At 66.8% G+C, this 25,200-nt stretch carries 18 protein-coding genes and 1 pseudogene; 8 read left to right on the top strand and 11 right to left on the bottom strand.

The features are described from left to right. Window positions 1-8: 8 nt before the first annotated feature. Window positions 9-974: an Mrp/NBP35 family ATP-binding protein gene (locus tag Q0D93_RS09410; RefSeq protein ID WP_294393244.1), complete on the bottom strand. Its 966-nt coding sequence runs from the start codon at window positions 972-974 to the stop codon at window positions 9-11. 69 nt (window positions 975-1,043) lie between these two features. On the opposite strand from Q0D93_RS09410, the gene hflK reads away from it, so the two are divergent. From hflK to Q0D93_RS09395, 3 genes are all read left to right on the top strand, one after another. Continuing rightward, window positions 1,044-2,069, top strand: coding sequence for an FtsH protease activity modulator HflK (gene hflK / locus Q0D93_RS09405; RefSeq protein ID WP_294393243.1), 1,026 nt, complete (start codon window positions 1,044-1,046; stop codon window positions 2,067-2,069). Further along, window positions 2,066-2,932, top strand: coding sequence for a protease modulator HflC (locus Q0D93_RS09400; RefSeq protein ID WP_294393242.1), 867 nt, complete (start codon window positions 2,066-2,068; stop codon window positions 2,930-2,932). The genes hflK and Q0D93_RS09400 overlap by 4 nt, the downstream gene beginning before the upstream one ends. Before the next feature lie 105 nt (window positions 2,933-3,037). Continuing rightward, window positions 3,038-4,600: a DegQ family serine endoprotease gene (locus Q0D93_RS09395; RefSeq protein WP_294393241.1), complete on the top strand. Its 1,563-nt coding sequence runs from the start codon at window positions 3,038-3,040 to the stop codon at window positions 4,598-4,600. A gap of 7 nt (window positions 4,601-4,607) precedes the next feature. Here Q0D93_RS09395 and Q0D93_RS09390 read toward each other — a convergent pair whose 3' ends face one another. The 4 genes and pseudogenes from Q0D93_RS09390 to Q0D93_RS09375 form a co-directional block, all read right to left on the bottom strand. Then, window positions 4,608-5,312, bottom strand: a complete 705-nt coding sequence (locus Q0D93_RS09390; protein WP_294393240.1) for a methyltransferase domain-containing protein — start codon at window positions 5,310-5,312, stop codon at window positions 4,608-4,610. After that, window positions 5,309-6,436: a peptide chain release factor 2 gene (gene prfB, locus Q0D93_RS09385; protein ID WP_294393239.1), complete on the bottom strand. Its 1,128-nt coding sequence runs from the start codon at window positions 6,434-6,436 to the stop codon at window positions 5,309-5,311. The genes Q0D93_RS09390 and prfB overlap by 4 nt, the downstream gene beginning before the upstream one ends. Before the next feature lie 134 nt (window positions 6,437-6,570). Continuing rightward, the gene (locus Q0D93_RS09380) at window positions 6,571-9,045 is read right to left on the bottom strand and encodes a PBP1A family penicillin-binding protein (protein ID WP_294393238.1); all 2,475 of its coding nucleotides are present in this window, start codon (window positions 9,043-9,045) and stop codon (window positions 6,571-6,573) included. Window positions 9,046-9,085: 40 nt separating this feature from the next. Beyond that, a pseudogene (locus Q0D93_RS09375) lies at window positions 9,086-9,832 on the bottom strand (N-acetylmuramoyl-L-alanine amidase); the annotation flags it as partial. Window positions 9,833-10,328: 496 nt separating this feature from the next. Here Q0D93_RS09375 and Q0D93_RS09370 point away from each other — a divergent pair. From Q0D93_RS09370 to Q0D93_RS09350, 5 genes are all read left to right on the top strand, one after another. Further along, window positions 10,329-13,118 carry a ribonuclease E/G gene (locus Q0D93_RS09370; RefSeq protein WP_294393236.1) on the top strand — a complete coding sequence of 930 codons (2,790 nt, stop codon included), beginning with the start codon at window positions 10,329-10,331 and terminating at the stop codon, window positions 13,116-13,118. Between the two features lie 82 nt (window positions 13,119-13,200). Further along, complete coding sequence (locus Q0D93_RS09365; RefSeq protein ID WP_294393234.1) at window positions 13,201-14,559, top strand: M48 family metalloprotease; 1,359 nt, start codon at window positions 13,201-13,203, stop codon at window positions 14,557-14,559. Window positions 14,560-14,575: 16 nt separating this feature from the next. Further along, entirely contained in the window at window positions 14,576-15,292 is a 717-nt protein-coding gene (locus Q0D93_RS09360; protein WP_294393232.1) for a DsbA family protein, read from the top strand. 69 nt (window positions 15,293-15,361) lie between these two features. Next, window positions 15,362-17,077, top strand: a complete 1,716-nt coding sequence (locus tag Q0D93_RS09355) for a type I secretion system permease/ATPase (protein WP_294393230.1) — start codon at window positions 15,362-15,364, stop codon at window positions 17,075-17,077. Further along, window positions 17,074-18,414: an HlyD family type I secretion periplasmic adaptor subunit gene (locus Q0D93_RS09350; protein ID WP_294393228.1), complete on the top strand. Its 1,341-nt coding sequence runs from the start codon at window positions 17,074-17,076 to the stop codon at window positions 18,412-18,414. The genes Q0D93_RS09355 and Q0D93_RS09350 overlap by 4 nt, the downstream gene beginning before the upstream one ends. Window positions 18,415-18,417: 3 nt before the next feature. On the opposite strand, the gene Q0D93_RS09345 is transcribed toward Q0D93_RS09350, so the two are convergent. The 6 genes from Q0D93_RS09345 to Q0D93_RS09320 all read right to left on the bottom strand — a co-directional run bounded on the left by Q0D93_RS09345 (window position 18,418) and on the right by Q0D93_RS09320 (window position 25,092). After that, complete coding sequence (locus Q0D93_RS09345; RefSeq protein ID WP_294393226.1) at window positions 18,418-19,803, bottom strand: sugar transferase; 1,386 nt, start codon at window positions 19,801-19,803, stop codon at window positions 18,418-18,420. A 257-nt stretch (window positions 19,804-20,060) separates the two neighbouring features. Beyond that, entirely contained in the window at window positions 20,061-20,933 is an 873-nt protein-coding gene (rfbA, locus tag Q0D93_RS09340; protein ID WP_294393225.1) for a glucose-1-phosphate thymidylyltransferase RfbA, read from the bottom strand. Beyond that, the gene (gene rfbD / locus Q0D93_RS09335) at window positions 20,930-21,805 is read right to left on the bottom strand and encodes a dTDP-4-dehydrorhamnose reductase (protein WP_294393223.1); all 876 of its coding nucleotides are present in this window, start codon (window positions 21,803-21,805) and stop codon (window positions 20,930-20,932) included. The genes rfbA and rfbD overlap by 4 nt, the downstream gene beginning before the upstream one ends. Next, the gene (gene rfbB / locus Q0D93_RS09330; RefSeq protein WP_294393221.1) at window positions 21,805-22,878 is read right to left on the bottom strand and encodes a dTDP-glucose 4,6-dehydratase; all 1,074 of its coding nucleotides are present in this window, start codon (window positions 22,876-22,878) and stop codon (window positions 21,805-21,807) included. The genes rfbD and rfbB overlap by 1 nt, the downstream gene beginning before the upstream one ends. Further along, complete coding sequence (gene rfbC, locus Q0D93_RS09325) at window positions 22,875-23,438, bottom strand: dTDP-4-dehydrorhamnose 3,5-epimerase (RefSeq protein ID WP_294393219.1); 564 nt, start codon at window positions 23,436-23,438, stop codon at window positions 22,875-22,877. Before rfbC ends, rfbB begins: the two co-directional genes overlap by 4 nt. An 88-nt stretch (window positions 23,439-23,526) precedes the next feature. Beyond that, entirely contained in the window at window positions 23,527-25,092 is a 1,566-nt protein-coding gene (locus Q0D93_RS09320) for a tetratricopeptide repeat protein (protein WP_294393217.1), read from the bottom strand. Window positions 25,093-25,200 lie beyond the last annotated feature (108 nt).

Genomic DNA, 25,200 nt, shown 5'->3' with positions numbered 1-25,200 from the left:
CGGCGCGCTTATCGGTTCAGCCAGTTCGCCACGCCATCGGCCACGGCGGCGAACGGTGCGATGTCCGGCTGGCCCGCGTCGGAGGCGGTCCTGATCTCGATCGCCAGCGGGATGCGCCCCAGGAAAGGCATGCCGAGCCGCGCCGCCTCCGCCTCCGCGCCGCCGCGACCGAACGGCTCCGAAATCTCCCCGCATTTGGGACAGGCATAGCCCGCCATATTCTCGACGAGGCCGATGATCGGCACATTGGCCTTGTTGAACAGGTCGATCGCACGGGTGGCGTCGATCAGGGCAAGGTCCTGCGGCGTGGAGACAATCACCGCGCCGGCCGGGCGATGCTTCTGGATCATGGACAATTGCACGTCGCCGGTGCCGGGCGGCATGTCCACGATCAGCGCCTGGGTGTCGCCCCAATGCGCATCGACCAACTGGGTCAGGGCATTGCCCGCCATCGGGCCGCGCCATGCGATCGCCTGCCCCGGCGCGACCAATTGGCCCATGGACAGGGTCGGTACGCCGTGGCGCGTGTCAACGGGGATCAGTTTGTTGCTTTCGGCCTCCGGCTTGCGATCGGCATCCAGCAACCGGGGTTGGGACGGGCCGTAAATGTCGGCATCGACCATGCCGACCTTGATGCCGCGCTTGGCCAGCGCCACCGCCAGGCTGGCGGCCACGGTGGACTTGCCGACGCCGCCCTTGCCGCTCGCGACCGCGATCAGGCGCGGCGCGGCGGCCCGTTGCGCCGTCATCGCCACCCGCACGCCCTCCACGCCGGGCAGTGCGCCCAGGGTTACCCGCACGTCCGCTTCCAGGCGCGCGCGAGCGGGATCGTCAAGACCGCTCACGTCCAGCACCACGTCCACCGTCCGCTCTCCACGCGGCGGCGCGGCGCGGCCCGAAGCGATCAGGCCCCGGCCGGAAACGGGATCGGTGACGCGGTCGAGCGCGGCGGCAAGCTGTTCATGCGTGGGCATGGCCTCCCCTTAGGAGATCGGCCGGGGGGAGGCACTGTTTTTCCCCGCCGCCGGCCTTATAAAGATCCTATGCAGGATGGATCGAAGGGCGCGACGCTGAACGATAGCGGGCCATGGGGCGGATCGGGCGGCACGGGCGACGGGCCGAAAAAGCCGTGGCGGCCGACGCCGGGGCGCCCTGCCGGACCTTCCGCGCTGGATGCGCTGTTGCGGCGCGGGCGGGCGCGTTTCGGTGGCAACGGACCCCAGAATCTGGAAGTCGGCAATCTGTGGCGCTGGGCCATCATCGGCATGATCCTGCTCTGGGTGATCTTCACCAGCGCGCATACGATCGGTCCGCAGCAGCGCGGCGTCATCACCCGCCTCGGCAAATATGTCGGTACGCTGCAGCCCGGCCTCGGCTTCACCTTCCCGGCGCCGATGGACTTGGTGACCAAGGTCGACGTGGACACGATCCACGTGATCGACATCGACACCGGATCGGACGGGGCGTCGGGCCAGAACCTGATGCTGACCGGCGACGAGAACATCATCAACCTGGCCTATTCGGTACGGTGGAGCATCCGCGACCCGGAACTCTATTTGTTCGAGCTGCAGGACCCGGACGGCACCATCAAGGAAGTGGCGGAGAGCGCGATGCGTGAGGCGATTGCCCGCGTCACGCTGAACGACGCCATCGGCCAGGGGCGCAGCCAGATCGAGGCGCGGGTGGCGCAGCGCGCGCAGGAACTGCTCGACAGCTACCGCGCCGGCGTGGTGATCCAGGGCGTGGCGATCAAGCAGGCGGATCCGCCTCAGGAGGTGCTGGACGCTTTCAAGGAAGTGTCCGCCGCGCAGCAGACCGCGCAATCCTACCTCAACCAGGCGCGCGCTTATGCGACCCAGGTGACCGCCAAGGCGGAGGGCGAGGCAACCGCGTTCGACAAGGTTTACGAGCAGTACAAGCTCGCGCCCGACGTGACCCGCCGGCGCATGTATTACGAGACGATGGAGAAGGTGCTGGCCAAGAGCGACAAGACGATCGTCGGACCGCGCAACGTGGTGCCCTACCTCCCCGCGCCGGCGGCGGCGCGAGCGCAGGAGGGTGGCCGATGAGCGTCGTGGACGGCGTCCGCCGCAACCTGCTGCTGGCCGGCGGCCTGGTGCTGGTGCTGCTCGCGGTGGCGCTCAGCGCGCTGCTGGTGGTGCCGGAAACCAAGCAGGCGCTGGTGATCCGCTTCGGACACCCGGTGAAGATCCTGAACGCCTACGACCGGCGCGCCGAGTTCGGCCGCACGGGCGCGGGGCTCGGCTATCGTATCCCGTTCGTGGATCAGGTGGTGTGGGTCGACAAGCGCGTGCTCGATTTCGACATGCAGCGTCAGGCGGTGCTGTCCACCGACCAGCTGCGGTTGGAGGTGGACGCCTTTGCCCGTTACCGCGTGGTGGATCCCGTGCGGATGTACGTGTCGGCCGGCAGCGAGCGGCGGGTCGGCGACGCGCTGAAGCCGATCCTGGGGTCGGCTTTGCGCAACGAACTGGGCAAGCGCCGCTTCGCCACGCTGCTGACGCCCGAGCGCGACGCGGTGATGGGCAACATCCAGAATGCGCTCGCCCGTGTCGCCGCCCAATATGGGGCGGAGATCGTGGACGTGCGGATCAAGCGCGCCGACCTGCCCGACGGCACCCCGCTGCAGAGCGCGTTTGAGCGGATGCGCACCGCGCGTCAGCAGGAAGCCCGCTCGATCGAGGCGGAGGGCCGGCGCGAGGCGCAGATCATCATGGGCGAAGCGGATGCCGCCGCGGCAAAGGTCTATTCGGCCAGCTTCGGCAAGGATCCTGGTTTCTACGATTTTTACCGTGCCATGCAGTCTTATCGGGTGACCTTCGGCACCGAAGATAATACCCCTCGGGGCAGCGCCAACATCCTGCTGTCGCCGGACGATGAATATCTCCGCCAGTTTCAGGGGCGGCCCTGATTTTATTCAAATCTCATTCAGCCGTGGATCGGCATTTTCGTTGCTCCGTTCTGGAACTGCGCCGGGCTTTCTATCCGGCTTGACACATCTCGGGAGTTGAAGCTCGTGCGCTATGCTTATGCCGTAACTGGAGCCCTGCTTCTCGGTGGCGCAACCGCCACCGTGGCGCTGCAGCAGCCGCTCGGCGCACAGGTGGCGCAAAATGCGCCGTCGCAGATGGCATCCATGGCGCCGCGCGGCGCGCCGATGAGCTTTGCCGACCTGACGGCCAAGCTGCAGCCGGCGGTAGTGAACATCTCCACCACCCAGCGGGTGCAATTGCCGCAGCAGCAAAATCCGTTCGCCGGCACCCCCTTTGACGAATTCTTCCGCCGCTTCGGCGGGGGCGGGCAGACCAACGAAAATGGTCAGCCGGTGACGCGCGAGGCGACGTCGCTGGGCTCCGGCTTCGTCATCTCGGCCGATGGCTACATCGTCACCAACAACCACGTCATTTCCGGCGGTCCGGCCAACGGCCGCGCCAAGGTGACCGTGTCCGCGATCACCGTCACGCTGGCGGATCGCAAGGAATATACCGCCCGCGTGGTGGGCCGCGATCCGGTGTCGGATCTGGCGGTGCTGAAGATCGACGCCACCAACCTGCCGTTCGTGCAATTCGGTGATTCCACCCGCGCCCGCGTCGGCGACTGGGTTCTGGCGATCGGCAATCCCTTCGCGCTGGGCGGCACGGTGACGGCGGGTATCGTCTCCGCGATCCACCGCAACATCGGTCAGGGCGGCGCCTATGATCGCTATATCCAGACCGATGCCGCCATCAACCAGGGCAATTCCGGCGGCCCGATGTTCGACCTCAACGGCAATGTGATCGGCATCAACACCGCCATCTACTCGCCGTCCGGCGGCAATGTCGGTATCGGCTTCGCCATTCCGGCGGAGCAGGCACGGCCGGTGGTGCAGCAACTGATGAAGGGCCAGCGCGTCCGTCGCGGCTATCTGGGCGTGGTGATCCAGCCGATGACCGACGACATCGCGGCATCGCTGAAGCTGCCGAAGGATCGGGGCGAGATCGTGGCCCGGATCGAGCCCGGCCAGCCCGCCGCCCGTGCCGGGGTGCAGCAGGGTGACGTGATCCTGCGCGTCAACAATCAGGAAATCACGTCCGAGAATACCTTGTCGTTCATCGTGGCCGGCCTGCCGGTTGGCGCGCGCGTGCCGATTGAGTTGTTCCGGCAGGGTCAGCGCCAGACGGTCACGGCCGTGCTGACGGAGCGTCCGCCAGAGGAGCAGCTCGCTGTCAACGATGGCGGTGAGGACAACGACCTCCCCGATGACTCGAGCGGTCAGCCGGCACCGCAAACCCTGCGCAGTTCGCTCGGCCTGTCGTTGCAGACGCTTACGCCGCAGATCACCCAGCAGCTGCAACTGCAACCGGGCACGCGCGGCGTGGTCGTCACCAACGTCGATCCGTCAAGCGACGCGGGGTCCAAGGGGCTCCAGCCGCGCGACGTCATCCTGTCCATCTCGCAGCGGCCGGTGACGACCGTAGCGGAGGCAGTACAGGCGGTGGATGCGGCCAAGAAGGGCGGTCTCAAGACGGTGCTTCTGCTGGTGCAGCGCGGCTCCGGGCCGGCGCGCTACATCGGCGTCGACCTGGCTAGCGGCAAGTAAGCGCCGGTCAGGCGTGACACGCCCGCATGGCGCGCGGTTCCGGCCGGGCGCCATGCGGTGCGTACAGAGCCAGATAGCCGCCCGCCTGCGGCATGTCGGTACGGCGTATCAGGCGATAGCCGGCCGACGCGAACTCGCAGTCGAGCAGCGATGGCGGCGTGCCATGCTGCGCCGTGGGGCGGTCCGCGTCGACCACCACCACCATTCCGCCACGCCGCAGCGACGGACGGACCTGCCACAGGAACTCGTACGGCTGGTCTATTTCGTGGTACATGTGGACCAGGAAAACGCGGTCGAAACTGTTGTCCGGCAGTTGCGGATCGACGACCTTGCCCAGCCGCACCGACACATTGTCGAGCCGCTCGCGGTAGATCCGCTCCGCCAGCCGATCGCGATAAGCGGGTACGATATCCTCGGCGAGCACCCGGCCCGTCGGACCGACCCTGGCGGCGAGGCGGATGGTGTAATAGCCTTCGCCCGCGCCGATGTCGGCCACCGTCATGCCGGGCTTGACCCCGGCGGCTTCCATCACGGCATCCGCTTCCCGCCGATCGTCGCGCGCACGTTCGGTCGACCATGCGGGCGATACGACCGGCGCCACGATCCGCGCCGCCTTGGGGAAGCCGGATCGCGTTCGTGGCTCATTCGGGGCTGGGGCCTGCCCGCAGCCGGCCAGCAGCAGCGCCGCCGCCAGGACGGCGCGCTTGTTCACTCGACGTCCTCGACCTCGACCGTCTCGCCGGTGACCCGCTGCGACAAGGCGGCGGCCATGAAGCGATCGAGATCGCCGTCGAGCACGTCCGACGGGCTGGTAGAGGTTACGCCGGTGCGCAGGTCCTTCACCAGCTGATAGGGCTGGAGGACGTAGGAGCGGATCTGGTGGCCCCAGCCGATCTCGGTCTTGGTGGCGTTCTGCGCATTGGCGACCGCCTCCCGCTCCGCCAGTTCACGCTCGTACAGCCGGGCGCGAAGCTGGTTATATGCCTCGGCCTTGTTCTTGTGCTGCGATCGCTGATTCTGGCACTGCACGACGATGCCGGTCGGCAGGTGGGTGATGCGCACGGCCGAGTCGGTCGTGTTGATGTGCTGGCCGCCGGCACCCGACGCGCGATAGGTATCGATCCGCAGATCGCCCTCGTTGATCTCGACCTGGATATTGTCGTCGATCACCGGATAGACCCAGACGCTGGAAAAGCTGGTGTGTCGCCGCGCCGAACTGTCATAGGGACTGATTCGCACAAGCCGGTGCACGCCGCTTTCGGTCTTGGCATAGCCATAGGCGTTCTCGCCCTTGACCAGCAGGGTGGCGGACTTGATGCCGGCCTGCTCGCCCGCATGGTGATCGACCAGCTCGACCTTCAGCCCGCGCCGTTCCGCCCAGCGCGTATACATGCGCTGCAGCATCTCGGCCCAATCCTGACTCTCCGTGCCGCCGGCGCCCGAGTTGATCTCGACATAAGTGTCGTTCGAGTCCGCCTCACCGGCAAGCAGCGCCTTGACCTTGTCCCGCTCCGCGCGGGCGGACAGTTCGGCAAGGGTGCTGACCGCGTCGTCGACGAGAGATTCGTCACCCTCCGCCTCCGCCATCTCCATCAATTCGACCGTGTCGCTGCGCTCGCCTTCGATGGTGGTGACGGCGGCGATCGCCTCGTCCAGGCGGCGGCGCTCCTGCATCACGCTCTGCGCCTGCTTGGGATCGTCCCACAGCTTGGGATCCTCGACACGCGCATTCAGCTCGTCGAGCCGGCGCACGGCGCGATCCCAATCCAGGAAGCGGCGGACCAGGGCCAAAGCGGCGTCGATCTGGTCGATATAGGCTTGCGCTTCAGCGCGCATGGGATGTCCTCTGTCTCGTTCGTTCGATCCGGCCATCAAGCCCGTGGCGGGATGGCGTGTCGAAGGGGGGCTCCCGATCGAAGCCCGCATCACACGCGTCCTTCGATCGGCTGAATAGGGTTCAGGGAGGGAAGTTAGTAAATACCCCCCTGCGCCTGCAAGAAGTCGCTGTCGCTGCGGATCGCGGGACGCGGCTTCTGCGCGGCGACCAGTTCCTGCTTGCTCACGGCGCGGCGGGGCTCGCTCTCCGGCTTGAACGCTTCCCAAATGATCGCGGGCTTGTATTCGTCATTGCTGGGCCAGCCGCCGAACACCTTCTTGCCGCTGCGCCGATCGATCCGCACCATGCGGATGCCGGGCGGGGCGCGGAACGGCACCACCGGCACGTCCTTCATCGCCACCTGCGCGAACTGGCGGAAGATCGGCGCGGCGATGGTGCCGCCCTGGGCAAAGCCGCCCATGGCGCGCGGCTTGTCATAGCCGATATAGACCCCGGCGACGAGATCCTGCGATCCGCCCACGAACCAGACGTTGGTCGGGCCGGTATTGGTCCCGGTCTTGCCGAACAAGGGCCGGCCCAGATCGCGCAGCACGGTGGCAGTGCCGCGCTGGACCACGCCCTCCATGATATGGACCATCTGATAGGCGGTCAGGGCATCCATCACCTGGGCCGAGCGGGGCCGCGGGCGCGGCATCGGGCCGCCATTCCAGTCCTTGGCATTGCAGCCTTCGCAGGGACGGTTATCCGCCTTCCAGATGACCTTGCCGGCGCGATCCTGAACGAAGTCGATCACCGTCGGCTTCAAGGAGCGGCCCTGATTGGCGAGCATGGAAAAAGCATTCACCATCCGCAGCACGGTGGTTTCACCCGCACCCAGCGAATAGGCGATATAGGGTGGGTAATCGCCTACGCCCATCCGCTTGGCCAGCGCCACCACCTTGCCCATGCCCGCCTGGCTGGCGGCGCGTACCGTCATCAGGTTGCGCGACTGCTCCACGCCCCAGCGCATGGTCTGCGGACCGGCATAGCCGCCCGAGAAGTTGCGGAAGCATTTGGTGCCGAGCTGCGCGGTCTGGAACACGCAGAACGGCCCGTCGACGATGATCGAGGCCGGGGTCATGCCACTGTCCAAAGCCGCCGAATAAACCAACGGCTTGAACGACGATCCCGGCTGGCGCAGCGCCTGTGTCGCACGATTGAAGGCATGGTGCGGATCGAACCCGCCCATCATCGCCAGCACCTGCCCCGTATGCGGATTTTCCGCGACCATTCCGCCCGAGACGAGCGGCACGGAGCGCAAGGCCCAGCCGTTGCCCGCCGGCGCCACCATCACAACGTCGCCCGCGCGCAGGAAGTCAAAGGCGCGACCGCCGACCCCGCGCTTCGGCGCGGCCGCACCCCACGGCTGGAGTGTCCCGCGGCTGTTGTCGGCAAAGCCCAGTTCCGCCTGCGACGCGCTCCTGGACAGGATCACCGCCGGCCGCCAGCCGCCATAATCGACGTCCAGGTTCAACGCCGCGAGCCGGCGTGGCCAGCCCGGGCCGGTATCGATCTGGCTCGACCGTCCACGCCAGCCCATGGCGGCCTCGTACCGGACCAGCCCGTCTCGCAACGCTTTCTCCACCGCCTGCTGTGCCTTGGGGTCGAGCGAGGTTCGCACCCACAGGCCGCCAGCATAGACGCTGTTGCGCCCGTTCCTGTCGTCCGTGCCGTATTTGGATAGCAGCTCGCGCCGCACCTCCTCCATATAATGGCCTTCAAACGGCTTTTCCGCATCGCGCCGTGCGTTGGAGCGATCCACCGTGCCGAGCGGCGCGTCCGTGGCGGATTGCTGCTCCGCCGGAGTGATATAGCCGTTGGCCAGCATCTCGCGCAGCACATAAGCGCGGCGGGTCAACGCGCGATCGGCGTGACGATCCGGATCGTAATTGGCTGGCGCCTTGGGAAGGGCGGCGAGATAGGCGACTTCGGGCAGGGTCAGGGCGCCGGCATCCTTGCCGAAATAGGCGCGCGCCGCCGCCTCCACCCCATAAGCGTTGCGACCCAGGAAGATCTGGTTGAGGTATAGCTCCAGGATCTGCTGCTTGGTCAGCGCCCCTTCGATCCGCATCGCCAAAGCGGCCTCGCGGATCTTGCGGCTGGGCGAATATTCGTCGCCGAGCAGCAGGTTCTTGGCGACCTGCTGCGTAATGGTCGATCCGCCACGCGCCCGCTCGCCCGTGCCCATCTTGGTAAGGTATTCGTACACGCCGTTCATGAAGGCGAGCACGTCGATGCCGTGATGGCTGAAGAAGTCCTTGTCCTCGGCCGAGATGAAGGCTTGCACCAGGCGGGGAGGCAGTTCGTCATAGGCGAGCTCGACCCGCCGTTCCCGCGCGAAGCTGTAGACCGGCGTGCCGTCGATCGCGCGCACGTTGGTCGGCAGCGGCGGCTCGTAGTTCAACAGCGCCGAAGCGGACGGCAGGCCGCGCAGGAAGATGGTCCACAACAACGCATAGGCCAGGACAAGGGCGACCAGCAGCGCCAGCAACCACTTGACCCAGCGCCGCGCAAACAAGGCGCGAAACCGGCTGCGATCAAGGGAGACATGGGGTAGGGTGAACGTCACGACGGCAAGGCTTAGAACAGAAGCGCCCGAGCGGCCACCATCAATCCTCCGCCGCCTGCTCCGTGCCGACCAGGCGGCGGGCGAAATTGGCCTCGATCGCGCGGCTCATCCCGGTTGCGATCTTGTTGCGGTAGGTCGCCGACTCCAGCAGCGCGAGATCGTCGGGATTGGAGATGTAGCCAGTTTCCAGCAGCACGGACGGCACGTCGGGCGCCTTGAGTACCATCAGGCCCGCAAATTTATGGAAGTCGCTCTTCAGCGGGATCAGGGGCGCGAGTTCCCGCTGGAGCAGGCTGGCGAAGCGGGATGCGCTGTTCATGGTGTCGCGTTGCGCAAGGTCGATCAGGATCGACGATACGTCATCCGATTCGCTCGACAGGTCGATACCGTTGATCACGTCCGCCTTGTTCTCGCGCGCCGCCAGAGCGGCGGCGACCCGGTCGGAGGAGCGTTCGGACAAAGTATAGATGCTAGCCCCATGCGCGGCGGGGTTGGGTGCGCTGTCGCAATGGATCGAGATGAACAGGTCCGCGCGCAGCGCCCGTGCGATCTCGCGCCGTTCGGCCAGTACCAGGAAGCGATCGTCGCTACGCGTCAGGGCAACGCGCACCCGCTTGCCTTTCTTCAATTCGTCCCGGATCGCCTTGGCGATGGCGAGGGTCAGGTCCTTTTCCTGCTCCCCGCCGTCGAGCGAGGAGGAGCCGGGATCATGCCCGCCATGGCCGGCATCGACCACGACCAGGGGCAGATCGTTGCGTTGCGGACCTTCCACCGGCGGTAGCCGCAATCGCGACGGGCGCGCGGGTAGGCGCGCGGTCGCCCGGTTGGGCGGCGGGGCCGCATTCGCCACCGCCGTCAGGAGCAGGGCCGCTATCGAGATCCACGGACGCACGCTCCACGCCTAGCAAAGCGAAAACTCCGTGGAAATGCCGGCTGCAAAGTTGCGCCGGGTTGCCGGGTGGCGAGGCAGGTGTTACCTAGCCTATCGTCCCGACGGTTCTTATCTGTTGCCGGCGGGTCGATGCCGGCGCGTTTGTGCGCGGCCGGTCAACCAGGTTGAAGCCGCATGCGTCATTTTTCCCCTCACCCGCACCATGCCGAAAGGGCAGGTGGCGCGTGGGCGTGGGGCCTTTCCGGGCACAATCGTTGCCGGGGTGGCGATGCGGCAGAGGCATTATCCAGCATCATTGGCGATGGAGAAGCCCGCTTTGCGGTGTGCGCACCATCGCCTTATCGCGTCCCCCGCCCGGAAGAGGCGGCAGGAGACGCTTGGAGACACGTGAATGTCCATGCGCATGTTGATCGATGCGCGCCATCGGGAGGAAACCCGCGTGGCGGTCGTCAAGGGCAACCGCATCGAAGAGTTTGACTTCGAATCCGAAGAGCACAAGCAGCTCAAGGGCAATATCTACCTAGCCAAGGTCACCCGGGTCGAGCCGTCGCTGCAGGCGGCGTTTGTCGATTACGGTGGAAACCGTCACGGCTTTCTCGCTTTTTCGGAAATCCATCCCGATTATTACCAGATCCCGAAGGAGGATCGCGAGGCACTGCTCCGCGAGGAAGCCGAGCATGCCGCCGAGGAAGAGGCGCTGCGCGCCCGTGAGGATGACGAGGACGAGGACGACGCCTTCGAGCGGTCGGACGACGACGGCGACTTTGCGGACGCCGGCGATGACGATGCCGCGTCTGACGGCGACGACGAGGATGCGCCCGCACCCCGTCCCACCACCACCGGCGGCGACGACAATGCCGTGGAGAACCTTCGCCAGAAGCGGATGAATCTCCGTCGTCGCTACAAGATCCAGGACGTGATCCGGCGGCGCCAGGTGCTGCTGGTCCAGGTCGTCAAGGAAGAGCGCGGCAACAAGGGCGCGGCGCTGACCACCTACCTCAGCCTCGCCGGCCGCTATTGCGTGCTGATGCCCAACACCAGCCATGGCGGTGGCATTTCGCGCAAGATCTCCAATGCAAGCGATCGCAAGCGGCTGAAGTCGATCCTGGCGGACCTGAACCTGCCCAGGTCGATGGGCTGCATCGTCCGCACCGCCGGCCTCCAGCGCACCCGCGCCGAGATCAAGCGCGACTTCGACTATCTCGCGCGCCTGTGGGACGAAATACGCGAGCGGACGCTGACATCGGCGGCACCGGCGGAGATCTACCGCGACAGCGACCTGATCAAGCGGGCGATCCGCGACATCTACAGCAAGGATATCGACGAGATCCTGGTGGAGGGCGAGGACGGCTACCACGCCGCGCGCAGCTTCATGAAGCTGCTGATGCCGGCGCATGCCAAGCGCATCCAGCCTTATTCCGACGCGATCCCGCTGTTCCAGCGTTATGGCGTCGAGGATCAATTGGCGGCCATGTACCAGCCGGTCGTACAGCTGAAGTCGGGCGGTTATATCGTCATCAACCCGACCGAGGCCCTGGTCTCGATCGACATCAACTCCGGCCGTTCGACGCGCGAGCACAATATCGAGCAGACGGCGACCGCGACCAACCTGGAAGCGGCGCAGGAAATCGCCCGCCAGCTGCGCCTACGCGACATGGCCGGCCTAGTGGTGATCGACTTCATCGACATGGAGAATGGCTCCAACAACCGCAAGGTTGAGCGGGCGATGAAGGAGGCGCTGAAGAACGATCGCGCCCGTATCCAGGTCGGTCGTATCTCCAGCTTCGGCCTGTTCGAGATGAGCCGCCAGCGGCTGCGCACCGGCGTGCTGGAAGCGTCCACCCGCATCTGCCCGCATTGCGAAGGCACTGGGTTCATCCGCACGGCGTCTTCGTCCGGGTTGCAGGCGCTCCGCCTGCTGGAGGAGGAAGCCGCGCGTGGCCGCGGATCGCGCCTGTGCCTGCGCGCCAGCCAGGAGGCGGCGCTATATGTGCTAAACCGCAAGCGCGCCGAGCTGGCCGACATCGAAGACCGTTATGGCGTGATGATCGAGATCCGTACCGACGGCACGCCCGAGGGCGCGCGCATGTCGGTCGAGGCATCCGGTCCGCCGCCGTCCCACGCCCCGCGCCTGCCGCAGCAGATCGTCGCGGAACCCGATGACGACCTGCTCGACGACATCGAGGATGTCGATGAAGAGGAAGTCGAAGCCGACGCCGAGGCGGAACGCCCGGATCGCTCCGAACGCGAAGAGCGGGAGGGCGAAGCCGGTGGCCGTCGCCGTCGCCGTCGCCGTCGTCGTGGCGGACGCCGTGACGAGGAGTCGCGGACCGAAGGCGGCGAGAGCGGCGCCGGCGAAGGCGAACTCACCGAGGAGGGTGAGGCCGAACCCGCTGAGGACGAGGAACTCGCTTTGGCGCAGCCGGCCGGTGAAGAGGAAGAGCGCGGCCGGCGTGGTCGCCGCGGTCGCCGCGGCGGTCGTCGCCGCAACCGTAACGGTTCGACCTCGGCCGAACCGGGCGAGGACGTCGAGTCGGCGGACTCCGTGGAGGGTGTCGGGCTCGCTTCGGACGAGGATGCGGTTGATCCCGTGACCGACGGCGATCTCGGCGATGAGGTCGAAGCGCAGCCCGTCGCGATCGAGGATGCCCTGCCGCCCGAACTGCCGGTCGAGAGCGCGCCTGCCGCATCGGTGGAAGCCGAAGCAGTTGCCGAGCCGGAGAAGCCGGCTCCGCGCCGCCGCACCCGTGCCCGCAAGACCGCCGAGCCGGCCGCTGCGCCCGCGGATGCGGAGCCTGCGGTAGCGGCGGCGCCGGTCGAGGCTCCGGCTGCCGAGGCGGCGGAAGAACCTGCTCCCAAGCGGGTCCGCAAGAGCCGCAAGAAGGCCGATGCGGAGCCGGCAGTGGAAACAGCTGCCGAACGCGCGCCTGCCGAAGGCGAGACTCCGGCGCCGAAGCCGACTCGCCGGCGGCGCAAGACGGCGGCCGAGCCGGTCACGGACCTCGCTGCCGAGGCACAGCCCGACGCGACGGGCCAGCCGGCCGAACCGGTGGTGGAACCCACCGGCGACGCCCAGCCGCGGGCGGATGACCAGCCCGTGGCGGAGGCCACCGACGCTGCTGCCGAGACACCCGCCGGTGCACCGCGTCGCGGCTGGTGGCAGCGAACGTTCGGCGCATGATGGCTGGCGCCCCGCCGTTTGCGGCGGGGCGCCGCTTTCACCCCCGGTTCAGTCAATACGCGCTAAATCTCTCCGCGCCTTGATGTCCCGCTTGTTTCGCCTCGCCTGCGCTGCCGTCATCTCGCTGACACTCGTCACGCAGCCGGTGCTTGCGCAGTCGATCCTGCGGGACGCGGAAACCGAAGCGTTCATGGACGACATTGCCGCACCCTTGGCGGCATCGGCCGGGTTGCGTCCGGGCGCGCTCAACATCTATGTGATCAACGATCCCTCGATCAACGCTTTCGTTGCGACGGGACAGAACATCTACTTTCATTCCGGCACGTTGCAGCGCGCCGATAATGCCGCTGAACTGGAAGGCGTGATCGCCCACGAACTCGGCCATATCGAGACCGGGGGCGCCGAGCTGACCGCGAAGGCGGGCATGGAAAGCGCCACCCGCATCAGCCTGCTCTCGCTCCTGCTCGGCGCGGCCGCCATGGCCGCCGGCGCAGGCGAAGCGGGCATGGCGGCGCTGATGGCTGGCCAGAGCGCCGCGCAGGGCAAGTTCCTGGCCTTTACGCGCGCGGCAGAGGGTGGCGCTGATGCCGCGGCCGTCCGCCACCTCAACGATGCGAAGCTGTCCGGCAAGGGCATGATCAGCTTCTTCGGCAAGCTGCGGCAGGAGGAATATCGCCTGACGCCCAGCTATACGTCCGTCGATCCCTTCGGACAGAGCCACCCGATGACCGCCGATCGCCAGGCCGCGCTAGAGGCGGACCTGCAAAAGTCCCCATGGTGGGACACGCCGATCGACCCCACGAAGCAGCAACGCTTCCTGCGCATCAAGGCCAAGCTGACCGGCTATCTGGAAGATCCGCCGGTGGTGATGCGCAAATATCCCGAACGCGATCAGAGCATCCCGGCGCATTATGCCCGCGCCTATGCGTGGCATCGCGGTGGGTATCCGGACAAGGCCAATGAAGAGGTGGCGAAGCTGCTCGCCTCGGACCCGCACGACCCCTATTTCCTGGAGCTGAAGGGGCAGATCCTGCTGGAGGCGGGGCGTCCCGCCGACGCGCTGCCCGCGCTGCGGGAGGCAACGCGTCAGTCGCGCAGCACGCCGCTGATCGCATCCCTGCTGGGCAACGCCCTGGTCGCGACCGAGAACAAGGACGACCTCAAGGAAGCGGAGCAGGTGCTCAAGGTCGCGGTGCAGCGCGATCCCGACAATCCGCAGGCGTGGTACAATCTGGGTCTGATATATACGCGCTTGGGCGACGAACCGCGGGCGCGGCTGGCTACGGCGGAGCGATACTCCATGGAGGGGAACGCGCCGGCCGCGCTCGCCAATGCCGAACTGGCGATGCGCAGCATTCCGGTGGGCACGCCGGACTATATCAGGGCGCAGGACATTGCGCTAACCGCGCGCGATGCGGCCGATCGACGGCGGCGGCGCTGACACGGAAAGGGGCCGCATGCGGCGAACGACATTGGGAATGGTGATCACGGGCGCGCTGGGGCTGGTGCTCGGCGCGGCTGGCGCGCGGGCCGCGGCCGATCCGCTCAATCGGACGGCGGTCGAGCGGATCGTACACGATTACATCCTGGCGCATCCCGAAATCATTCCCGAGGCGATCGAGCGCCTCCAGAACCAGGCCGCTTCCAAAACCATCGCCGCCGAGCGCAAGGCGCTGGAAACCCCTTTCGCCGGCGCATGGGCCGGCAACCCGAACGGGGACGTCACGCTGGTGATGTTCAGCGACTATAATTGTGGATATTGCCGCGCGAGCATGCCCGACATCGAGCGGCTGTTGAAGGAAGACCCGAAGCTGAAGGTCGTCTGGCGCGAGGTGCCGGTCCTCGGGCCGCAGAGCGAGGCCGCCGCGCGGGACGCGCTCGCCGCCGCCAAGCAGGACGGTCGCTATTTCGCCTTCCATCGCGCGCTGTTCGCCGGCCGGCCCGACTCGCGGGGGCTTCAGGCCGCGGCAAAGGTCAGCGGGGTGGACCAGGCGCGTCTCGCGGTTGATCGTGGTGGCCAGGATGTCGCGCAGGAGATCGAGAACAATCTTGCACTTGCCGGCCGATTAGGGGTGACCGGCACGCCCGCATTCGTGATCGGAACGCGGCTGCTGGGCGGCGCCGTGGGTCACGATGCCCTAGCGGAGGCGATCGCCGAGGCACGGCGCGGCTAGTCTGTTAGGCTTTACGCCGCTTTAACCGAGTCCTGCCTAGAATAGCCTCGATCACAGACGAGGCTGGACATGTTGAGACGTTCGGGTGGACCCGATCCTGTGCGGCAGGCGCTGATTGCCTGCCGCGGCCATTATACGGCGGCAGCGGTGTTGAGCGGGTGCGCCAACCTGCTCTGCCTGACGCCGACCATCTTCATGCTTCAGGTCTATGATCGGGTGGTCCCGACCGGGGGTCTGGCCACCCTGGGTCTGTTGGCCGCGATCACCCTGTCGGCTTACGCGACGCTCGGCATGTTCGAATGGCTGCGTAGCCGGCTGCTGCTCAAGGCCGGCGTCCGCCTCGATCGCGTGCTGGCGGAGCCGGTGCTGGCGGCGGTGCTCGGCCGTCCGCACGTCAATCGTGTGGAGCGCGCGGAGGCGCTTCGTAACTTGGATACGTTCCGGCAGGCCATGTCCGGCCCGGTAATGACCGTGGCGTTCGACGCGCCGTGGATGCCGATCTACGTGCTCGCCGCCTTTCTGGTCAGCCCCTGGATCGGGCTCGTAACCTTGTTCGCGGGTGCCGTCCTGATGATCCTTGTGCTCGGCAACGAGCGCGCTACCCACGCACCGCTCGCTGCCGCCGCTGCCGCCGCCAGCATCGCCTATAACCGCCAGGGGCACATTGCGGCCAATGCGGGCGACGTCCGTGCGCTCGGCATGCGCCGTGCGCTCACCGCCACTATCCTCAGCGATCGCGCGCGCGCCTCGACCCTTCAGCTGGAAGCGGCCTTTGCGGGCGGGCGCCACACCAGCATCATGCGCATCGTACGCCTGATGATGCAGTCCCTCGGCCTCGCTTTGGGCGCATGGCTGGCGATCGAGGGCAAGATTTCCGGTGGCGCCATCTTTGCTTCAACCCTGCTGATCTCGCGCGCGCTGGCGCCGATCGAGCAGCTGACCCAGTCGTGGAGCACCGTCACCCGCGCCCGTGAGGCGCGCCGCCACCTCAACATCCTCCTCACCGACGATCGCACCTATCAGCCCGACACCGTCCTGCCCGCGCCGCGGGGCCGGATCGCGCTCGAGTCGCTGGCGGTCGCTCCGGTCGGCGCGACCACAGCGGTGCTTGCCGGCGCGACGCTGACGATCGAGCCCGGCGAGGTGATCGGCATTGCCGGCCTCTCCGGCGCGGGCAAGTCCACCTTGCTCGGCACGATCGCAGGCGCAATCCGTCCGGCGGCGGGCATCGTCCGGATCGATGGTGCTGCGCTCGATGCGTGGGATCCTGAGCGGCTGGCCCCCTATGTCGGCTATCTGCCGCAGGGATTCACGCTGTTTGCCGGCAGCGTGAAGGACAATATTGCCCGGTTTGCCGGCGCCCTCGACGGCGATACCGGTCAGATTGACGAGCAGGTGATCGCCGCCGCCAAGCGGGTCGGCGCGCACGACATGATCCAGCGCCTTCCGCAGGGCTATGACACGGTTCTGGGTGACGGTGGCAGCGGCCTTTCGGCGGGCCAGGCGCAACGCGTGGCCCTTGCGCGTGCGCTCTTTGGCGCGCCCCGCATCGTCCTGCTCGACGAGCCTTATTCGCATCTGGACAATGAAGGGCAGGTCGCGCTGCTCGGCTGCATTCAGCAGCTGCGGACGGACGGCGTCACCGTGCTGATGACGGCGCACCAGGCTGACATGCTCGCCGCCGCCGACAAGATCATGTTGCTGGGCCATGGGCGTGTCGCCCGCTTTGGACCCATCAACGTCCCCACCACCAACGTCCACGCCTTGCAGGAGAAGAGGGCATGACCCAAGCCGTTCTTGGCGCGCCCGTCGCGCTGCCCGAAAACCCGCGTTCGGAGATCAGGGCCGCCCTCCTCGTCGGCGGGGCCTTCTTTGTCGGCCTGCTCGGCTGGGGTGCCTACGCCCAACTGGATGCGGCCGCCTACGCGCCGGGCGCGGTCAAGGTCACCGGCGATGCGCAGGCGGTGCAAACCCCCGATGGCGGCGTGATTTCGGCCGTGCACGTGGTGGAAGGGCAGCAGGTCCGCGCCGGCCAGGTCGTGATCGAGTTCGCGACCACGGAGGCGCTGGCGCAGGAACGGTCGCTCGCCACCAGGGTGATATCGCTGCAGGCGGATATTGCGCGGCTCCAGGCGCAGCTAGCCGGCGGCGCGGGGATCGAGGCCCCAGCGGCGTTTGCGTCGCTGGACGCGCGCGATCAGGCGGAGGCCGCCCGGGCCATGACCGTCGCGCGCGGCCAGTTCGCGGCGTGGCAAAATGCCCATTCCTCCGAACAGCGGCTGCTGGGCGAGCGCATGGCGCAGGTCGGCAACCAGCTTGGTGGCTATGCCGCGCGCCAGAGTGCCAATGCCGAACAGCAGAAGCTGAACAGCAAGGAGCTTGCTACCGTCTCGATGCTGGCGTCCAAGGGCTATGCCACCCAGAATCGCGTGCTGGCGCTCCAGCGCAATGCCGCCGATCTGGAGGGGCAGCGCGGGGCACAGGCCGCCGAGATGGCGCGCCTGCACAATGAAGGCGGGGCCGCGCGGATGCAGCTCCTCCAGAATCGCGCGCAGGAGGGGGAACAGCTTTCCGCCCAGCTGCGTCAGGACCAGACCGACCTGCAAAGCCTGCTGCCGCAATGGCAGGCGGCGCGCGATGCGCTGGCCCGGCGCCAGCTGCGCGCGCCCACGTCGGGTGCCGTAATGGGCCTCGCCTTCAAGGCATCGGGCGGTGTGGCTACGGCGGGTCAGGCACTGATGAAGATCGTGCCGGCCGACCGCTCATTGTCGGTGGAGGCGCAGGTCGCCCCGGCCGACGTCAACGATCTGGTGGTCGGGCAGGACGCGCGGGTGCGGCTGACCGGGCTGCACGGCCGCAACGTGCCTACGCTGGACGGCGCGGTCACCCGCATCTCGGCAGACAGCTTCACCGAGGAGCGGACCGGCCGGGCCTTCTATACCGCCACCGTGCGGGTCGCGCCCGCAGAGTTCGACCGGGCGAGCAAGGCAGCTGGACTGCGCGGCGCCTTGCGCCCCGGAACGCCGGCTCAGGTCGAGATCACCCTGCGCAAGCGGTCCGGCATCGACTATCTGCTCGATCCGCTGACGCAGGCATTCAACGGCGCGCTCCATGAGCGGTAGGGGTCAATAGGCGTTGCGGTGGACCAACACCCTCAACGTGTTGATCAGGATCGAGATATCGCGCCAGATCGTCCAGCCGTTGAGATATTCCAGGTCGGCGCGCAGCCGGTTGGCAAGATCCTCGCGCTCGGGCGTGGCGCCGCGATAGCCCCGCACCTGGGCCAGGCCGGTGACGCCCGGCTTGGATGCGTGGCGGTGCCAGTAACGCTCGTCCACTTCCCAGAACAGCTCGTTGCCGGCCAGGCTGCCGAGCGCATGGGGGCGGGGGCCGACCAGGCTCATCTCGCCGCGCAGCACGTTGAACAGCTGCGGCAGTTCGTCGATGCTGGTGGCACGAATGAATCTGCCGACGCGGGTCACACGATTGTCGTCGCGCGCGGTTGAGCGATTGCCGGCGGCGTCGCTCAGTTCCGCCCGCATACTGCGGAACTTGTAGGTCAGGAAGATCCGGTTGCCGCGTCCGACCCGCGGCTGGAGGAAGAAGATCGGTCCGCGGCTGTCGAACTTGATCGCGATCGCCACCACGATCAGCAGCGGCGCAAGGAAGATCAGGCCGGGAATGGTCAGCGACAGGTCGAGCGCGCGCTTGGCCGCGCGGCGGCTGAGGTCCAGCGGCGCATGGGCCACTGCCAGCGTATGCTTGCCGGCGAACAGGCCGATGCCGATCGCGCCGACCTCGTCCAGCTCCTCCGCCACGATGTGGCCGTTCACGCTCGATCCCTTGAGCAGCATCGACCAGACCTGGCGCCGTCCGGGCGGGCAGGCGATCACCACCCGGTCCACCCCCCTCAGGTGCATGCCCAGCCGGTTCAGCATGTGCGGATCCTGCAGATTGGGACGCAGATCGTCGCGTTCGGCATCCAGCACATGCACGTGCGGCGGCGCCTTGACCGCTACGCCGTCGGTGATCAGCAGGTCGTAGACCAACTGCATGCCCGTCATCCGGCGGGTGTAGAGCAGGCAGACGTAGCGGCCTGTCCCCATCGCCGCCGCAGTGACACCCATCGCAACCAGCGAGTTGATGCGCGACAGGTCCGCGCTCGCCTTCATGTAGAAAGCGAGGAAAAAGACCGCGAAGATGGCGAACACATAGGCCAGCATCGCGCGGGACAGGCCCGCACGCACATCGCGCAGCACGTCGGCGGCATAAGCGTCACTGTTGATCGCCAGCCCCACGAACAGGGGCAGCACCAGAGCGAACAGGTTCAGACCCGGCGACGCCAGAGGATCACCGAACCGCACCATGTTGCCGGCCACGCACCCGATAAGCACGGCCACGCAGTCGCTGATCAGGATGAACAAGGCGATACGGACCCGCATCGCCTGGATGTCGGACGGCCGCAGCCGTGCCGGGGACGTCGGCATGTGGGTGGTGTCAGACTGGTTCATCGTGCGGGTGCGAGATACTGGACGTAGGACGGAGCCCCCATGGACCCTGTCACGCCGGCGCTGCTGGTCATGACCTCTGCATCTCCCAAGGCCAGGAGGATGCTTCCCCGGCCACGCCCGCCAAAATCGCTGACAACACCAGCGCGCCTGCCCTGTCAATGTCCCGCATCGGCAGTCCGGCGCGTACCGCTCCGCACGCACGGCATGCGGCCGTTGCGGAGGCATGATCCATGGTCAGCATCGCGGCATCGATCCCGTCAGGCGAGCTCATCCGCGCGGCGCAGGATATATTGTCCATAGCTGGTCTTGGCGAACGCCTGTCCGCGCTTGCGGAACTGGTCCGCGTCGATGAAGCCCAGTTCGAATGCGATTTCCTCCAGGCAGGCTATCTGCATGCCTTGGCGATGCTGCACCGTGCGGACGAACTCGGCCGCTTCCAGCAAACTGTCATGGGTACCGGTGTCGAGCCAGGCATGGCCGCGCGACAGCTGCTCCACGAACAGCTCCCCGCGCTCCATGTACATGCGATTGAGGTCGGTGATCTCCAGCTCGCCACGCGGCGATGGGCGGACCTGCTGCGCGAATTCGCACACGCGCGAATCGTAAAAATAAAGGCCGGTCACCGCCTGGTGCGACTTGGGCGCCTTGGGCTTTTCCTCGATCGACAGCGCGCGGCCGCTTTCGTCCAGTTCGACCACGCCATAGGCTTCGGGATGATCGACCCGGTAGGAGAAGATGGTGGCGCCATGTTCGCGCGCCGCCGCGCGGTGCAGGCGCTGGCTCAGGTCCGCGCCGAAGAAGACATTGTCGCCCAGCACCAGAGCGGCGGGGCCATCTTGCAGAAACTCTTCCCCGATCAGGAAGGCTTGCGCCAGCCCCTCCGGCTTGGGCTGCAGCGCGTAGGAGATGGCCAGTCCGAACTGGCTGCCATCGCCGAACAGGTTGCGGTAATTGTCGAGATATTCCGGTGACGAGATGATCAGGATGTCACGAATGCCGGCCAGCATCAGCACCGACATCGGATAATAGATCATCGGCTTGTCGTAGATCGGCAGCAGCTGCTTGTTGATCGCAAGCGTGGCCGGATGGAGCCGGGTGCCGCTGCCCCCGGCCAGGATGATGCCCTTCATGCTGCTGTTCCTGTCAATTCGTCGACAATCTCGTCGACCATGATGCGCCAATCGCGCGGGGCGATGCCGAACCTGTCCGTCAGCTTGGCCGTGGACAGGCGCGAGTTCGCCGGGCGTCTGGCGGGAGTGGGATAATCGCTGGTGGCGATCGCCTCGACCATGGGGGCCTTGAACCCGTGACGCGCCGCACGGGCAAAAACCGCGCCGGCCAGTTCGTGCCAGCTTGCCTCGCCAGCATTGACGACATGATAGGTGCCGAACGCATCCTCATCCCGCCGGTCAAGAATGGTCAGGATCGTGCGCGCAATATCGTCCGCGCCGGTCGGGCAGCCGTGCTGGTCGGCAACGACGCGCAGATGATCGCGCTCGCGCCCGATGCGCAGCATGGTCTTGATGAAGTTGGCGCCGTGCGCGCTGACCACCCATGCCGTGCGCAGGATGATGTGGCGCGGATTGGCGGTACGCACCGCCTGCTCGCCACCTTCCTTGGACGCGCCATAGACGCCGATCGGCGCGACGGGATCGCTCTCCACATACGCTGCGGGCTTGGAGCCATCGAAGACATAGTCGGTCGACAGGTGGATCAGCGGGATGGCGGCCTGCGCGGTCGCCGCCGCCAGCGCCGCCGGAGCAAGCGCATTGACCTGCCACGCGGCCACGACATCGCTCTCGGCGCGATCCACGGCGGTGTAGGCGGCGCAGTTCACCACCGCCTCCCACGGCCGCGATGCGACGCAGGCGGCCAGGGCAGTGGGGTCGGTCAGGTCGAGCTGGTCGCGCGTCGGTGCCACCATCTCCCGCTTCGACCCGGCAAGGCGCAGCAAGGCGCCGCCGACCTGGCCCGAGCCGCCGGTGACGAGAATCGGGCCCATCAACCCTTCAGGCCGACGCGCTGCACGGCTCCCTTGTCCTCGACCAGCGGACGCCACCAGCTTTCATTGTCGAGATACCAGAGGATCGTACGCTCGATCCCGCTGTCGAAACTCTCCCGCGCGGTCCAGCCCAGGTCGCGCTCGATCTTGGACGGGTCGATCGCATAGCGATGGTCATGGCCGGGCCGATCGGCGACGTAGCTGATCTGCTCCCGGTAGGAGCCACCGTCTTCGCGCGGACGGATGCGGTCCAGCGTCTCGCAGATGCGGGTGACGACCTGCAGATTCTTCCGCTCGGCGCGACCGCCGATGATATAGCTCTGGCCGACTTCGCCGGCCTCGAAAACGCGGGTCAGCGCGCGGGCATGATCCTCCACGAACAGCCAGTCGCGCACGTTGGCGCCTTGGCCGTAGACCGGCAACGGCTCCCCCGCGAGCGCCTTGATGATCATCAGCGGGATCAGCTTTTCGGGGAAGTGGTAGGGTCCGTAATTGTTGGAGCAGTTGGTGATCAGCACCGGCAAGCCGTAAGTGTCGTGCCACGCGCGGACGAGGTGGTCGGACGATGCCTTGGATGCCGAATAAGGCGAATGGGGATCGTACGGGGTTTCTTCCGTGAAATAGCCGTTATCCGCCAGCGTGCCGAACACTTCGTCGGTGGAGATATGGTGGAAGCGGAACGCCTGCCTGCCCGCATCGTCCAGCCCTCGCCAATATTCCAGCGCGCTGCTCAGCATGGTGAAGGTGCCGACCACATTGGTCTGGATGAAGTCCGCGGGGCCGTCGATCGAACGGTCGACATGGCTTTCGGCCGCCAAGTGCGTGATCACGTCCGGCCGGAACTCACTGATGATCGCCGACACAGCCGAACCATCGCAGATGTCCGCCTGGCGGAAGCGGTAGCGCGGGCTGTTGGCGATCGGATCGAGCGAGGCGAGGTTGCCGGCATAGGTCAGCTTGTCGAGGTTCAGCACCTCGTGCGGCGTTTCGCGGATGAGGTGGCGGACCAAGGCGGAGCCGATGAAGCCGGCGCCACCCGTCACCAGGATACGGAGCGGTGTGGCGTCGGTCATGCGTCGATGGGCTCCAGCGGATTGCCGTGGTAGGTGAAGGGTGTTGTGTCTTCGCTGAGCGGCGGCAGCACCTTGTCCTTGTCCGACAGGGTCGGGCCGATCGCCGGCAGCGGCCAGGGCAGGGCCAGTCCGGGGTCGTCCCAGGCGACGCCGCCCTCGCACTCCGGTGCGTAATCACCGCTGACCTTGTATTCGACCTCGCTATTCGGATCGAGCGTGACGAAACCGTGCGCGAAGCCGACCGGAATGAACAGCTGGTGGCCATTGTCGGCGCTCAATTCGGCCGCGACCCATCTGCCGAAGGTCGGCGATCCCGCGCGGGCATCCACCGCCACGTCCCAGATCCGCCCGCGTACGCACCGCACCAATTTGTCCTGGCCATGCGGCAGGGCCTGCCAGTGCAGCCCGCGCAGCACGCCCACGTCGCGCGACATGGAATGATTGTCCTGCACGAAGGTGCAGGTAATGCCGAGTTCGGCATAGCGTCGCGCATTGAAGGTTTCCATGAACCAGCCCCGCTCGTCGCCGAAGCGGCGCGGTCGGATCAGTTTCACTGCCATGCCAAAACCCCCAAAGACTTAACGATGTTGCGCTGCGCAATAAGAGACGCGCTACCGCAAGATCGCCTGCAAGCAAAGCGCCTATGGTTTACAGGCCGCTGCGGGCAAGCGCCGCACGCGCTGTGCGTTCGCAACTCTTGTCGCCCGTGGCGCGGCATGTGTCGGCGCTCAGGCGCCATGCGTCCGAACGGCCGGAATGCGCCTGCAGGAAGCCGGACGCACGTTGGCCCGCCTCCGCAATGCGATTTTGCTGGAGCAGCCAATCGATCTCGGCCTTCGCTACCGCCAGGCTGTCGGGAAAATGCTGCCGCGCCGTGCCAAAGGCGCTCGCCGCGCGTAGCTGATTGCCCTGCTGAACATAGATCCGGCCGAGCAGCAGGGCCGCTTCCTCGTTGGTTTCGTCATCGGCGATCACTTGCTGGATCGTGTTGGCAGCCTGCTCGAACTGCTTGCGATCGAGTTCGAGCCGGGCGCGCACGATCAGCGCCTCGGGATTTGCGCTGTCAAAGGCCAGCACGTCATTCAACTTGCCTTCCGCCTGCTCCACATGGCCGCTAGCCAGGAGGGCGCGCGCCATCAAGGCGTGACGATCCAGCGTCTGAGTGGTGATGGCGTCGGCCGTCAGTGGGGTCAGCAGGGCGGCCGCGCTCGCCGCCTCGCCCATGTCGACCAGGGTGCGGGCCAATGCGGTTCGTACCGTCGGCTTTGCCGCATTGGCGGCCTTGATGATCCGGTCCCGCGCAACTTCCGGCCGCGCTTCTCCGCGCCAGAAGGATGCGATCGCGGCCATCACCGATGGGCTGTTGCCAAAGCGTGCCTGCATGCCGTCGACGATCCGTTCCGCTTGCCTGGTATTTCCCCGCGCCTGGTAGGCACGAGCGGCATCAAGGCCATATTTGGGATCGTCGGGAAACAGCGGCAGCAGGCGGATCGCGGTTGCCTGCATGCCGGTGCGGTTGCCGGATGCGCGATACAACACCATCAACTGCGTCAGCAGGTCGGCATTTTGCGGGTCCAGTTTCGCCCGTTGTTCCAGCAGGCGCGCCGCCTTGCTGGTCTTGCCTTGCATGTCGAGCATGCGTGCGCGCAGCACATAGCCATCGGCCTGCGCCGGGTAGAGGCGGGTCACGGTGGCGGTGACCTGATCGGTGGTGGCGAAGTCGCGCTTGCCGAGCGCCGCCGCGCCCTTTGTCAGCAGGCCGGCCAGGTTGTCGGGATCCAGCAACAGCAGCGGCTGGAAAAAGCGTTGCGCGCCGTCAAAGTCGCCGCCGCGAATGGACATGATCGCCAGGCTTTGCAGGGCTGGAATATTGTCGGGCTGAAGGTCGAGCGCATGTTGGTAGCCGGCGACGGCGGCATTGTACTGGCCCAACGCCTCGCGCACCTGTCCGACCTTCAGCCAGCGCCGGGCGCTGCTTTCGTCATAGCCCACCGCGGTCTGGATGGCGCGCGCCGCGGGAGGGTAAGCGCGAACGGAATACAGGCGGTCATACAGTGCCTCCCACTTGTCCGCCTTTGCCGTATTTGATTCGCACGCGACCAGCAGCAAGGCTGCCAGCGCCGCGACCGACGCCGTACCTACGGCGCGAACGGGATTGGGCTGCGACTGTGTGCCCGGAGGACGGCGAAACAAAGCGCTCCGGATAGTAACCATAACCCAGCTCCAAAGAGCTGATGCACGCTGAACCGAGAACCTCATGCGGCACTTATGCCCTAGCAAAGCCTGTTCGCAAGTGCGATACGGTTCCACCGGTAGAAGGGG

Origin of the sequence: uncultured Sphingomonas sp. (assembly GCF_934560975.1) — a bacterium.
Classification (GTDB): Bacteria; Pseudomonadota; Alphaproteobacteria; order Sphingomonadales; family Sphingomonadaceae; genus Sphingomonas_I.
This window is presented reverse-complemented; position numbering and strand designations above follow the sequence as displayed.